The organism is Caballeronia temeraria (genome assembly GCF_001544795.2).
Classification (GTDB): domain Bacteria; phylum Pseudomonadota; class Gammaproteobacteria; order Burkholderiales; family Burkholderiaceae; genus Caballeronia; species Caballeronia temeraria.
Genome location: NZ_FCOI02000026.1, coordinates 1 through 13,600, shown reverse-complemented (window position 1 = coordinate 13,600; position 13,600 = coordinate 1). Strand labels below are relative to the sequence as shown.

Here is a 13,600-nt window from a genome sequence, read left to right as displayed (position 1 = left end):
CGTTCAAGTCGCGCGTTCGAAGCCGTAGACCTCGGCGGCGTTATCGACCATGATGCGCGCGGCGGTTCGCGCGTTGCCGCACCATTGCATGAAGAGATCGATGAGATGACCGTCGTCCGGCGGCGCATGCGGCTTGGTCGGATGCGGCCAGTTGGTGGCGAAGAGGCATCGCTCCGGCGCGACTTCGATCAGCTTCTTCGCGAGCGCCGAGACGTCGGCGTAATCGGGCGCGCCTTCGACTGAAGTCTCGTACACGCCCGATGTCTTGACCCACGTATTGCCGCGATCGACGAGTTCGAGCAGGGTGCGAAACCCCGCGTGCGTGGTCTCGACCGGCGCGAGGAACTTGCCGTTGTGATCGATGACGAGCCGGCATGGCAGCGCATGCAGCATCGCCGCATGGTCCGCGAGCTTGCGGCCATCCGTTTGCAACTGGACGTGCCAGCCGAACTGCGCGACGCGCGCCGCGAGACCGGGCAGACAATCCCACGGCAATGCGCCGCCGGAAAGCATGAAGAAACGCACGCCACGCACGCCGAGATTCGTCAGGCGAATTAATTGGTTGTCCGATACATCCGGAGGAACCACCGCGATGCCGCGTCCGTTCGCGCCGAGCGTGGCCATTGCCGCGAGCGTCGGCGAGTTGTCGAAGCCATACACGGAAGGTTGCACGACGACTGCGCGCGAAAGTCCGAGTCGCTTTTGCACGCGCAGATAATTCTCGATGCTTCCATGCGGCACGGGCGGAAATGCGGCGGCGGCATCGGTCGGCCGTTCGGATGGCGCGAGATACGCGTGCATGTGGCAATCGGTGGCGCCGGCGGGCAGGGCCGTCGCGGGCGCGGAAGGATGACGGATATCGCGCATCGTCATGCATCGCTCCGTGCGAGCCGCGCCACACGATGCGCATCGCCCGGATTCACCGCAAGCGCCACGGACCGCCCCGCGAGCAGATCGCGCACCTGTTGCACCGTTTCGACCGCCTGATAATCCGACGCTTCCGGCGTAAGCCCGGCCACGTGCGGCGTGGCGACGACATTCGGCAGACGCGCGATGGCGGGATTCGGCTGCTCGTCCTTGCCGCGTCCGACATCGAGGCCCGCGCCCGCGATGCGCCCGGACGTCAGCGCGGTTTCGAGCGCTGCTTCGTCGACCAGCACGCCGCGCGAGATGTTGACGAAGAACGCATCGCGCCGCATTTGGGAGAAGGCGCGCTCGTCGAACAGGTTGACGGTTTCCGGCGTCGCATAGGCCGCGCACACGACGAAATGCGCGTCTCGCAGCAAGTCCGGCAAGCTGGCCTGAGTCACTGCGCCGTGATGAATCTCGACATACGGATCGTTGACGAGCACACGCATGCCGAACGCGAGCGCCAGATCGACGATGCGCCGTCCGATCGCGCCATAGCCGACTACGCCGATGGTGCTGCCGAATAGCTGCCGGCCAAGCACCATCGGATGATCGACGAGCCCGTCCTTGTAGCTCGCCGTGCTTTGGCTGACCTTGCGCGCGAGGTCGATCATCAGGCCGAGCGCGAGTTCTGATACGGCTTCTGCATAGCCCGCGCTGCAGCGCACGACGAGAATGCCGTTGCGCGACGCCGCCGCGACATCGACATTGCGAATATCGACGGCGCAGCGCAGATATGCGGCGAGCTTCGGCAGGCGATCGAACACATCGGACGTGCCGGGCGCGAGCCGATCGGAGATGATGATGTCGCAGTCCTGCGCGGCCTCGACGAGCGCATCGCCTTGCAGCGGCGCGTCGGTGCCGTTCATCTTCACGTCGACGAACTCGCGCAGACGCTCGACGGCACGCGCGCTGTAGAAGTTTTCGAGCAGCTCGTTGTTATGGGTGATGAGCACGCGCGTCACGCTGAGCCTCCGACAAGATGAGCGGGCAGCCGCGCGGCGACCCAGGTGTTCATCGTGTGAACGACGTCGTCGCGCGACGACAACACGCCCGGCCTGTACAGCACGGAACTGACGCCTCGCTGCTGCCTTTCCAGAATGGCGACGTCCTCGCGCGCGACGGCTTCCCAACGCTCGAAGTACGGACGCGCGCGCTGTTCGAAGTCGGGCATCTCGGTGTACGCACGCGGAAAGCAGCCGCCGACGCTCAACACCGAGCGGTCCGCCGCAACCGGATGCACGGCGAGCCACCACATGCAATCCTGTGCGAACACGAGTTGCGTGAGCGGCTCGATCAGCGTGAAGAACGTGCCCTTGCGCGCGATGTCGCTCAAGCCGTCGATTTGCGGGAAGGGCGGCGGCGCACTCTTGTCGAGCACGGCCGTCGATACGTCGGACTGAACCTGGATCGCGTGCCAGTTCGGGCCGCCGGGAAACGTGAGGCTCGTCTGCGCGCCGACCGTGCGCGCGTGCACGAGTCCGGTGTGATACGTTTCCATCGCGTTTTCGAGCAGCATCTTCCAGTTGCACGCCGCGGGAAGATCGACACGAAACACGCAGCGCATATCCTCCACGCGATGCGACGCGAACAACTCCGGATACGCGCCGAGATGCGTGTCGAGGTCGTCGGCATCGTTGTCGAAATTGAGGAAGAGATTGCCCTTCCACTCGCTCATGCGTACGGGAATCAAGCCTTCCGACGCAGCGTCGAAGCCCGGCACGTCCTGCGTGCCCGGCGCGCGCAGCAAGCTGCCATCGAGCCGATACGACCACGCGTGATACGGGCACACGATGCTGCGTTTCGCGCCGCAGCCTTCGAGCAATTGCGCCCCGCGATGCCGGCACGTATTCGCAAATGCATGCAGCTCGCCGTTCCCGTCGCGCGTGAGAAGGATCGGGCCGCCTGCGGTATCGATCGCGCGATAGTCGCCCGGCTTGCGCAGTTCCTCCGCACGCGCGACGAAAAACCAGTGCTTCAGAAAGATGTGCTCGCGCTCGGCTTCGAAGACTTCGCGCGAAGTATAGAAGCGGCCGGGCATGCTGCGCGCCTGCCCGAGCGACTTCCCCGACCAGATGAAAGGCGCCGGGCGTTGGGTGATATCGGATGGCATGATCTCGTCCTTCATGCGCGATTCATTTCTGTTGGCCGGCGAGCGCGAACTTGCCGTCGTGGGCCGTGAAGAAATAGAGCGTGCCCTTGCGATCGCCGCTCTTTTCGAACGACACCGGACCCGTCACACCGGCGACGTTCACCGCGGACAGCGCCTCGTTGACCGAATCGCGCGTGACCGGCCCTTTCGCCTTCGCGGCCTTCACGGCATTGCCGATGGCCAGCCCCGCGTCGTAGCCCAGCGCGGCCCAGCTATCCGGCGCCTGACCGTATTTCGCGGTGAACGCCTTGACGAACGCCGCGCTTTGCGACGAAGAATGCGAAGACGCATCCGGATCGAACATGCCGTAGAGCGTCATGCCATCGACAGCATTGTTGGACAGGCTGATGAGCTGCGGCGACAGCGAGCCATCGGTGCCGAGAATCTTTGCGTCGATGCCGAGCGCCTTCGCCTGCGTGACGATCTGCGCGGCTTCCGTATAGAAGCCGCCGATGAAAAGGCCATCGGGATGCGCGGCCTTCACCTTGGTCAGGATCGTGCGAAAGTCCTTGGTGCCGAGCACATAACCGCCTTCGCCGACGATTTTGCCGCCCGCTTCCTGGTACGCCGACTTGAACGCACCGTTCACGCCGAGGCCGTAATCGTCCTGTTGATAAAGCGTATAGACGGTTTTCACGTGCAGTTGATTCGCCGTGTACTGCCCCATCATCTTGCCTTGGATGGCGTCGGTGAGAACCACGCGACGAAACCAGGGACTCGCGTTGGAGAGTTGCGGGCTCGTGACCGCCGTGCCGATCGTCGGCATCTTGCACTTCTTGTAGAGCGGCACGGTGGCGAGCGCGATCGAACTGAACGTGTAGCCCACGACGGCCACGGTATTTTCATCGCCGCAGAAGCGGTTTGCCGCGAGCACGCCGTCGTTCGGCTGACCGTGATCGTCGACGGTATCGACGGAAATTTTCGGCCCGCCTTGCGCGTTGATGTTCGCGATGGCGAGATCGAATCCCTTCTTGCCGCTCACGCCGTATGTGGCGAAGTCGCCGGTCAGCGTGGCGGCGAAGGCCACGTGCACCGTGTCGTCCGCATACGCGGGCGACGCGGCCAACGCAAGTGCGCATGCGATGGGGCACAGGCTTCGAAGAACGTTCATGATCGTTTCCCCTTGAGTGTGAATGATCGATGTCCCGGTTAGCTCAAATAGAACGCCTTCAGCGACGCCTCGGTGACGCTCGCGCCCGTCTGACGGCCCACGACTTCGCCGACGCGCATCGCGTAGACGTGATCGGCCATCTGAATCGCTTCGACGGTGTTCTGCTCGACGAGCAGTATCGGCACGCGCCGCTCGCGAATCTTGCGCAACGTGTCCAGCACGACGCCGATCATGCGCGGCGAGAGACCCATCGTCGGTTCGTCGAGGATGAGCAGCGCGGGGCGCGACATCATCGCGCGGGCAATCGCGAGCATCTGCTGCTCACCGCCGGAGAGCGTGCCCGCTGCCTGCCGCCTGCGTTCGTGAAGAATAGGGAAGAGCGCGTACATGTCCTCCATGTCGCGCGTCGTCTCATGACGTTCGCGCCGCAGATACGCGCCGAGCAGCAGGTTCTCCTCGACGCTCAGACCCGCGAACACGCGGCGTCCTTCGGGAACGTGCGCGATGCCCGCCTTCACGCGTTGATCGGGCGTGAGTGCGTCGATCGATGCGCCGCGAAAGCGCACGTTGCCCGTCGCGCCGCGATGCAGCCCTGAGATCGCCTGCAACGTGCTCGTCTTGCCCGCGCCGTTGCTGCCGACGAGACTGACCACTTCGCCGTCGCCGACATCGAATGACACGCCGCGCACGGCCCTCACGCCGCCATAGGAAACCGACAGATCGCGGACTTCGAGTAGCGGCGCGCTCATCGGCTCTTTCCCAGATAGGCGGACTGCACGTCGTCGTGGGCGAGCACGGCGTCCGGCGTGCCCTCGATCAGCTTGCTGCCGAAATGAAGCACGGTGACGCGATCGGCGAGATTGCGAATCACATCCATATCGTGCTCGATGAGCAGAATCGCCACGCCCGACTCGCGAATCTGCCGGATCAGGCCGCACAGCTCTAGCTTCTCGCTTACGTTCATGCCCGCGAGCGGTTCATCGAGCAGCAGCACGCGCGGCCGTGCGATCAATGCACGCGCCAGTTCAACGCGGCGTTGATGTCCATACGATAGGGCGCTCGCCTGCTTTGCCGGGGCATCCGCGCCGAGTCCCACGAATTCGATCAGCCGATGCGCATCGGCGATAGCGGCATGCTCCTGCTCGCGCGCCTTCTTCGTGCGCAACAGCGCTGCGAGCGCGCCTCCGCCGAAGCGGCTGTGCGCGCCGACCAGCACGGTTTCCAGCACGCTCATCGAGCCGAAAAGACGCGTGTTCTGGAAGGTGCGTCCGAGTCCGGCGCGCGCGAGCGTGTGCGAGCGCCAGTGCGGCGAACTCGCGCCATTGATCCAGATCTGGCCCGCAGCGGGCCGCACGAATCCCGATAGCGCGTTCACGACCGTGGTCTTGCCCGCGCCATTCGGTCCGATGAGCGCGTGGATTTCGTGCGCCTGCACATCGAGATCGAGCTGTTTGACGGCCGTCAGGCCGCCGAAGGTGACGGTCAAACCCTGCGCGCGCAAGGGCAGGCCGACGTCGCCTTGCGTCGCGGTGCGCACGGCATCGGCGTGAGCGTGTGCGGTATCGACAGTCATGGCGAGAGAGTGCGCTCGGGCGTTGGTCATGCTTCACTCCATCGTGAGGCGAAGACGCGCCTTCGCGGCAATGCCTTCCGGGCGGAACAGCATCAGCGCGACGAGCAGCACGCCGAGCAGCACATAGCGGGACTCGGGATAAGCGGACACGAACGGTATCCTCAGCGAGAGTTGCAGGAACACGATCCAGATGGCCGCGCCGATGAATGGACCGATGAGCGTGCCGAGCCCGCCGAGCACGATCAGCATCAGCACGAGGATGTTCTCGAAGAGCGTGAAACTCGCCGGACTGACATATTGCTGCAGATGCGCGTAGAACACGCCCACGACACCGCCGACGAAGCCACTGCACGCATAGGCGAGCAGCTTGAAGCGCGTGCCCGCCACGCCCATCATTTCGGCGGCGTCCTCGTCCTCGCGCAATGCGACCCAGGCGCGGCCGACATAGGAGCGCGACAATCGCGCGACCATGAACAGCACGATTGCCGTCAGCCCGAGCGCGAAGAAGAATTGCGCGCGCGGTTCATCGAAACTCAAGCCGAAGAACTGAGGCGAGGGAATGCCGCGCACGCCCATCGGACCATTGGTGACGGAGATCCAGTTCGTCGCGACGATGCGCACAATTTCGCCGAAGCCGAGCGTCATGATCGCGAGATAGTCGCCGCGCACACGCAGCGTTGGATAGCCAAGAATCGCGCCGAGCAGCGCCGCGAGCAGGCCGCCCACCAGCAGATTCGGATAGAAGAGCCACCAGATCGATGCAGTGTCCACGCCGAAGTGATTCTGCATCACGCTCACGAAAACGAGCGACGAGAAATACGCGCCGATCGCAAAGAACGCGACGAAGCCGAGATCGAGCAGACCCGCCAATCCGACGACGATGTTCAGCCCGCTCGCGAGCATGCCGTAGACCAGCACCATCACGAGAGTGCTCAGCCAGTAGTCCGAACGAATGGCGACGCCGAGGGCAATCGCGACCGCGAGTGCGCCGATCGCGACGCGCTTCTCGCCATAGCGTCCCAGTGCGGCGAACGCGCGATCGAGCGAGCCGAATACGCGGGCGAGCGCCTGGCCGCGCTTTGCGCCGCCGCTGGACATCAAGCTGCCGCGCGCGCTCACGTTGAGATCGGCGCGGCCGAGCAAGCCTTGCGGACGCACCAGAAGGAGCAGCACGAGCAACGCGAAGCTGAGCGCATCCTGATAGACGGAGCCATCGGGCAGATAACCCGCGCACAACGATTCCGCGACGCCCAGAATCACGCCGCCGAGCGCCGCGCCCGGAATGCTGCCGATGCCGCCGAGCACCGCCGCCGTCAGCGCCTTCAGGCCGGGCACGAAGCCCATCGTCGGACTGACGAACTGGAAGGATTGCGCGTAGAGAATGCCTGCGAACGCCGCGAGTGCAGAGCCGAGCACGAACGCCGAGCAGATGATGCGATTCACGGGAATGCCGACGAGATACGCAGCCATCGAATCCTGCGCAGCGGCCCGCATCGCGCGTCCCAGAGATGTGGCCGAGACGAAGAACTGCACGCCGATCATCGCGACGATTGCGCAGCCGAATACGGCAAGCTCCGATGGCGTCACGGTGAGATCGCCACCGAGCGAAAGCGACGGCAAGCCGCCGACCGGCAGCGGAGGAAAGCGCAGCGATGTCGGTCCCCAGACGGTCTGCGCAACGCTTTGCAGCAGCACGGAAATCGCGATCGATGTAATGAGCGGTGCGAGGCGCGGCGCATTACGCAACGGACGATAGGCGACCACGTCGATGAGCGCGCCGAGCGCGGCCACACCGGCCATCGCGAGCGGCGCGGCGATGTAGAAGCCGAGTCCGGGCATCGGCATCTGCATGCCGAAAAGCGTCATCTCCTTCGCCATCAACGTGAGCGTGAGGAATCCGCCGAGCATGAACAGCTCACCGAACGCGAAATTCACCAGTTTGACGACGCCATAGACGAGCGTATAGGCGACGGCGGCGAGCGCGTAGATCGAGCCGATCACGAGCCCGTTGAGAAGCAGTTGTTCGAAATACGGCATGACGTTCGTTTTCTCCGTGCGTCGATCGGGCAGGGGAACGCGTTTGAACTACCGTAGCACTTCAAAAAGTCATCGAAAATATTTCGGATGACGAATCGAAAATAAAGACGTCTCATCGAGAGACGAGTGAGGTGTCCGCTATCGGACGAGTTCGACCAGCGGGCCGATTGTCGCGCGCACATGCTCGCGCACGATCTGCTCGACTGCGTCGCGGTCGCCGCTTTCGACCGCGCTCAGAATTTCTTCGTGAAACTGGCGAGAGGTCATCGGCTTTTCTCCGTGTTCGAGCCAGATACGCATGTACGGCTCGATGATCGAATGAAGACTCGATAACTGCCGTTGCAGGCGCGGCATGGCGGCGAGTCCGCTCAGATGCTCGTGAAACTCGCGATGACGGGTGACCCATTCGCCGACGTCGTCGCTGACGCTTTCCATGCGCTCCAGCAAATGCCTGAGCGTCGCTATGTCCTTCTTCGTCACGCGCGTTGCGGCGACGCCGGCAGCAAGGCCTTCGAGCACCGCGCGTGTTTCGAACACTTCATGCATCTCGGCCGCGTCGAGTCCGCGCACGATCGCGCCGCGATTCGCGCGGATCAGCAGCAGGCCCTCGGCGGCGAGTCGCCGGAAAGCCTCGCGCACCGGCATGCGGCTCGTGCCGACATCGCCCGCGATGTCTTCCGCGATGAGCCGTTCGCCCGCGCGATATCGGCCGCTGCGAATAGCGTGCTCGATGTAGCGATACGCCTCGTCTTCCGCCGACAGGCCGTGGATTCCGTGCCATTCAGCCATGCAGCCTCCATGCGTGAGACGTAATGTTTGTAAAGGTGTATCCATGCATGAATGGATGAACCATAGACCCACAAAAATTGCGTGTCACTACTGGGGTTAATACTTAATCATCGATAGGCAACTAACGGTCGATGCTGCCGATCGCCAACGACGCAGTGCGCCGTGACGTGGGTTCGGGTTATTTGGAAGCGGCAACCACAAACGCATCCGAGCGGTCGGGCAACGTCAATGCCGCCAGTACCTCGTTGTTGCTGAAGAACACGACGCCCGTGAGCGTTGCGCCGGGATACAGACAGGGCGCGGGGCCGAAGGTGACCGACGCGTCGAGAAAGTCCTTGATGCCGTGCGGCGTCGCGATTCCGCTGAAGGTGCAGCCACTCAGTCCGGCGCCCTTGATCGCGCCGTCCTGTCCGATCGTGAACGTGGCCGTCTCGCCGCCCTTCGTCGATCCTGCGGCGCCCGAATATGTCCCAGCAACGGACGAAAGCGAAATCGGACGCTCGTAGGCCGCGTCGTAAAGCACATTGAACTTGATGCTGCTTTGCTTCGCCGTGCTCGTATAGGTCACGCCCTGAACGCTGTTCTTCTCGTTGTAACCGGCAAGCACGGGCGTATCGCTCGCACCCTTGCCGCTGATGTCGAAAGTACGCGCATTGTCGGACTGGAAAGTGCCATGCGACGCGGAAGCCGAACCCTGCACCAAGCCCAGTGCGTTGGTCGTCGTGTTTGCGTACACGAAATAGAAAGCGCCTGTGTCGAGCACGACGCCGCCCACGACGTTGTTGTTCGCATCGGTTCCCGAATAAAGGCCTTGAGCGGCATTCGTCTCGGGTGCGCTTGACGTATTATTTGAACCGTCTCCACCTCCACCGCATCCGGCCAAAACGATGGTAAGTGCAGATACCGCAACGACGAGTTTCATACTTGTTCGGGTGTTTGACTTGCACGCGCGGCAAGGGAATGAATGAAGCGACGCCGGTGACGCCTTCGAAGTGGCCGGCCAACTTGGCACCGGCCATCTTTGGTAACGGCATCTGCGCGCGCAACTTGAGGCGGCTGCCAACGATCCATGCGCCGTGACGCAGCGCTGTCAACCTCCGGACACACAACCGGCACATTCTTGTCGATTCCTGCTCACGCGGCGCGGCGCTGTCTCAACGGCAGCCTGAACACACAGCGAATGAGGACAGATCATGGACGGCACGCCCACCTTCGAATCACCGACGAGCGCCGAGCCCGCGCGCAGCGGACTGGGCGTCGAGGCGCTGCAGCGCGACATCGTCGATAACCTGATTTGTCTTCAGGCGCGCTATCCGGAGATCGCCACTCCGCACGACTGGTACATGGCGCTGGCTTACGCAGTCCGCGACCGCATGATGACGCGCCGCGTCGCCACCACGCATACCTATGTCGCGCGAGATGCAAAGGTCGCCTGTTATCTGTCCGCTGAATTTCTGATCGGCCCGCAGCTCGGCAATAACCTCATCAACCTGGGCATCGAGAACAACGCGCGCGAGGCATTGCAGGCGCTCGGCCTCGACCTCGATGAACTGCTATCGATCGAAGAGGAGCCGGGTCTTGGCAACGGCGGGCTCGGACGTCTGGCCGCGTGTTATCTCGACTCGCTCTCCACACTGGAGATTCCGGCTATCGGCTACGGCATTCGCTATGAGTTCGGTATCTTCGATCAGGAGATCCGCGACGGCTGGCAAGTCGAGGTCACCGACAAATGGCTGCAGAAGGGGAATCCGTGGGAAATTCTGCGTCCGGACGTTGCGTTCTATGTGGGCTTCGGCGGCCGCACGGAAAGCACGACCGACGACGAAGGCCGCTTTAGAGTCCGCTGGATTCCGGCATACACGGTCAAGGGCGTGGCCTGCGATACGCCGATACCCGGCTTCCATGTCAACACGTGCAACTCGTTGCGGCTCTGGAAAAGCGAGGCAGTCGAGTCCTTCGATCTTCAGGACTTCAATGCCGGCGATTACTACGAGGCCGTGCACGAGAAGGTGCAATCGGAAACGCTGTCGAAGGTGCTGTATCCGAATGACGAGCCCGAAGCCGGCAAGCGCTTGCGGCTCGCGCAGCAGTATTTCTTCGTCTCCTGTTCGTTGCAGGACATGCTGCGGCTGCTCGCGCTCAAAGGCGAGCCGATCGATCGCTTGCCCGACATGTTCACCGCGCAACTGAACGACACGCATCCTTCGATCGCCGTCGCCGAGTTGATGCGCATCCTGGTGGACGAGCGGCAAGTCCCCTGGGACGATGCATGGGACATCACGCGGCGCACGCTTTCTTATACGAATCACACGCTGTTGCCCGAAGCGCTCGAAACGTGGGGCCTGCCGTTATTTCAAGGCTTGCTGCCGCGCCTGATCGAGATCATCTACGAGATCAATCGCCGCTTCCTCGATGATGTCCGCCAACGCTACCCGGGCGATGACGCGCGGATCGCACGCATGTCGCTCATCGACGAGAGCGGTGCGAAGCGAGTGCGTATGGCGCATCTGGCCACCGTCGGCAGTCACGCGGTCAACGGCGTGGCCGCGCTTCATTCGAAACTGCTGGAAGAGACGGTGTTGCGGGATTTCGCCGAGCTATGGCCGGAGCGCTTTCATAACGTGACGAACGGCGTTACGCCGCGCCGCTTCATGATGCTCAGTAATCCGGGGCTCGCAAAGCTGCTGGACGACGGATTGGGCGAAGGCTGGGCCACGGATCTCAGCAGGCTGCGCGAACTTGCCGAGTATGCCGACGATGCCGCGTTCCAGGCGCGCTGGCGCAGCGTGAAGCAGGCGAACAAGCAGATTCTCGCCGCGAAGATTCAGAGCGCGACGGGCGTCGTCGTCGATCCGGCTGCGTTGTTCGATATACAGGTCAAGCGAATCCACGAATACAAGCGGCAACATCTGAACGCGCTCTATATCGTGACGCAATACATGCGTCTGCGTCGCGAGCCGCAACTCCCACTCGCGCCGCGCTGCTTCGTATTCGGCGGCAAGGCCGCGCCGGGCTATGCGATGGCCAAGCTCATCATCCGTCTGATCAACGGCATCGCGGAGGTCGTCAACGATGATCCAGCAATAAACGGCCGTCTGAAGGTCGTATTCTTTCCGGACTTCAACGTGAAGAACGCGCACTTCATTTATCCGGCCGCCGATCTGTCTGAGCAGATTTCCACCGCGGGCAAAGAAGCTTCGGGTACCGGAAACATGAAGTTCATGATGAACGGCGCGTTGACCATCGGCACGCTCGACGGCGCGAATATCGAAATCCGTGAAGAAGTCGGCGATGAAAACTTCTTCCTCTTTGGCCTGAGCGCGGACGAAGTGGAGCGCGTCAAACGGGAAGGTTATCGGCCCGCTGAGTATGCGAATGCGAATCGCAAGTTGCGTGAAGTACTCGAGTTGATCGGCAGCGGACACTTTTCGCGCGGCGATCGCGAGATGTTCCGTCCGCTCGTCGACAACCTGTTGCATCACGATCCATTTCTGGTTCTCGCCGACTATGCCGCTTATGTTGCGCGCCAGGAAGACGTGAGCCTCGCCTGGCGCGACGTGCCGCGCTGGACCCGCATGTCGATACTGAATACGGCGTATGCGGGCAAGTTCTCCTCTGATCGGGCGATTCGCGAATACTGCGAGCAGATCTGGAACATTCGTCCTGTGAAGATATCGCTCGAGCGGCGAAGCTGACGATTACCGGTCGACCTTGCCCAAATCGCGCAGACGTTTGCCCGCCATCAGATCGTTGTCGAGCTTTTCGAGCGAAGCTCCGCGCGTCTCGGGGACATAGAAGAACACGACGATCGCAAAGACCACATTAAGGACTGCGTAGAGAAGGAAAGTGTTTGACTCGCCGGCCGTCGATAGCAAGCTGAGAAAGGTGGCCGCGACCGCCATGTTGGCTACCCAGTTGACGAGCGTCGAGACAGCGATGCCGAAGTCGCGTCCCTGTTGAGGTTGAATTTCCGAACAGAGGATCCATACGAGCGGACCAGCGGACATCGCGAAGCCCGCGAGGAAAAGTAGCAGCGATGCGACGGCGAGTACCTGGACCGTGAGGCCGGCCACACCCATATGCAGCAGAAAGCCGAGCGCGCACATGCCGATTGCCATGACAGCGCATCCGGCATAGAGAATCGGCTTGCGGCCCCAGCGATCGACAAAGGCAATCGCTCCGAAGGTCGCAATGACATTGACGAGGCCCACGATGACCGTCGCCCACAATTGCTGTTCATGCGTGCCGAAGCCCGCCAGTTCGAAGATGCGCGGCGCGTAGTACATCACGACATTGATGCCGGTGAGTTGCTGGAAAACCTGCAGCACGACACCCAGCAGCACGGAGCGTCGGAAGTTCGAGTTTCTGCGCAGCAGGTTCCATCCACGCTGCGGCCGCGTGTTGTCTTCGCTGACCTGTTCGAGTTCGGCTTGAACATCGGCGGGATTGGCATACAGGCGCCGAAGGACCGCACGGGCTTCGTCGACGCGGTTTCGCTGAAGCAGCCAGCGCGGGCTGTCGGGAAGCGCGAGCACGCCCGCCAGAAAGAATGCGGCCGGAATCGAACAGCAGACCGGCTAGCGCCGCCATGAGGCAGACGAAGAGGCCATATCGTCGGGCGTTCGAGGGTGTCGTGACGCGAGGGGCGGCGAGCGTGCTCATGTTAGGTGTCTCCAGGTGTTGGTCATACGGCGCACAGCCGCTGCCGGCCGTCTGTGAACATGATCGGTCTTGAGAATTAGCGCGGCGTGAGCGCGTGAATGCCGGGAAGTCATTGATCTGACTAAAGCAATTGCCTCGCGTGATGGTCCATTCGGACCCATTCGAAATGACCCGATTATTTTTTGAAAAAAGACGCTTGACGGCGACGAAATAGGACCGCATAATTCGCCTCCCGTTGAATGACGGCGCGCAAGAAAGCAAGCGAATAGCGAAGCAAATTCTCAGCGCAATGCTCTTTAAAAACTAACAGCCGATAAGTGTGGGCGCTTGATAGCGAGTGCGGCCGGTTCTTCGGAGCCGGTAAAGC

The 13,600-nt window shown here is 62.4% G+C and carries 12 protein-coding genes; 1 reads left to right on the top strand and 11 read right to left on the bottom strand.

The features are described 5' to 3' along the window. Positions 1-3: 3 nt before the first annotated feature. The 9 genes from AWB76_RS28385 to AWB76_RS28345 all read right to left on the bottom strand — a co-directional run bounded on the left by AWB76_RS28385 (position 4) and on the right by AWB76_RS28345 (position 9,334). Positions 4-873 (bottom strand): amidohydrolase family protein, encoded by an 870-nt coding sequence (locus tag AWB76_RS28385; protein ID WP_244173484.1) that lies wholly within the window; start codon positions 871-873, stop codon positions 4-6. After that, complete coding sequence (locus tag AWB76_RS28380; protein WP_082864555.1) at positions 870-1,874, bottom strand: NAD(P)-dependent oxidoreductase; 1,005 nt, start codon at positions 1,872-1,874, stop codon at positions 870-872. Before AWB76_RS28380 ends, AWB76_RS28385 begins: the two co-directional genes overlap by 4 nt. Next, a complete protein-coding gene (locus AWB76_RS28375; protein ID WP_061163535.1) occupies positions 1,871-3,022 on the bottom strand; it encodes an aromatic ring-hydroxylating oxygenase subunit alpha in 1,152 nt (383 codons plus the stop codon). Before AWB76_RS28375 ends, AWB76_RS28380 begins: the two co-directional genes overlap by 4 nt. Positions 3,023-3,044: 22 nt before the next feature. Next, on the bottom strand, positions 3,045-4,172 hold the full coding sequence (locus AWB76_RS28370; protein ID WP_061163456.1) for an ABC transporter substrate-binding protein: 1,128 nt from the start codon (positions 4,170-4,172) through the stop codon (positions 3,045-3,047). Positions 4,173-4,210: 38 nt separating this feature from the next. After that, on the bottom strand, positions 4,211-4,921 hold the full coding sequence (locus AWB76_RS28365) for an ABC transporter ATP-binding protein (RefSeq protein ID WP_061163455.1): 711 nt from the start codon (positions 4,919-4,921) through the stop codon (positions 4,211-4,213). Continuing rightward, positions 4,918-5,775, bottom strand: coding sequence for an ABC transporter ATP-binding protein (locus tag AWB76_RS28360; protein WP_244173483.1), 858 nt, complete (start codon positions 5,773-5,775; stop codon positions 4,918-4,920). Before AWB76_RS28360 ends, AWB76_RS28365 begins: the two co-directional genes overlap by 4 nt. Positions 5,776-5,778: 3 nt before the next feature. Continuing rightward, entirely contained in the window at positions 5,779-7,782 is a 2,004-nt protein-coding gene (locus tag AWB76_RS28355) for an ABC transporter permease (protein WP_061163454.1), read from the bottom strand. Between the two features lie 138 nt (positions 7,783-7,920). After that, positions 7,921-8,571 (bottom strand): GntR family transcriptional regulator, encoded by a 651-nt coding sequence (locus tag AWB76_RS28350; protein ID WP_061163453.1) that lies wholly within the window; start codon positions 8,569-8,571, stop codon positions 7,921-7,923. A gap of 178 nt (positions 8,572-8,749) precedes the next feature. Continuing rightward, entirely contained in the window at positions 8,750-9,334 is a 585-nt protein-coding gene (locus AWB76_RS28345; RefSeq protein ID WP_244173482.1) for a hypothetical protein, read from the bottom strand. 430 nt (positions 9,335-9,764) lie between these two features. On the opposite strand from AWB76_RS28345, the gene AWB76_RS28340 reads away from it, so the two are divergent. Further along, complete coding sequence (locus AWB76_RS28340; protein ID WP_061163451.1) at positions 9,765-12,266, top strand: glycogen/starch/alpha-glucan phosphorylase; 2,502 nt, start codon at positions 9,765-9,767, stop codon at positions 12,264-12,266. A gap of 3 nt (positions 12,267-12,269) precedes the next feature. On the opposite strand, the gene AWB76_RS28335 is transcribed toward AWB76_RS28340, so the two are convergent. Further along, on the bottom strand, positions 12,270-13,133 hold the full coding sequence (locus AWB76_RS28335; protein WP_279616463.1) for a sugar porter family MFS transporter: 864 nt from the start codon (positions 13,131-13,133) through the stop codon (positions 12,270-12,272). Positions 13,134-13,408: 275 nt separating this feature from the next. Continuing rightward, positions 13,409-13,600: hypothetical protein (locus tag AWB76_RS41870; RefSeq protein ID WP_208606619.1), on the bottom strand; the 192-nt coding region annotated here is incomplete at its 5' end.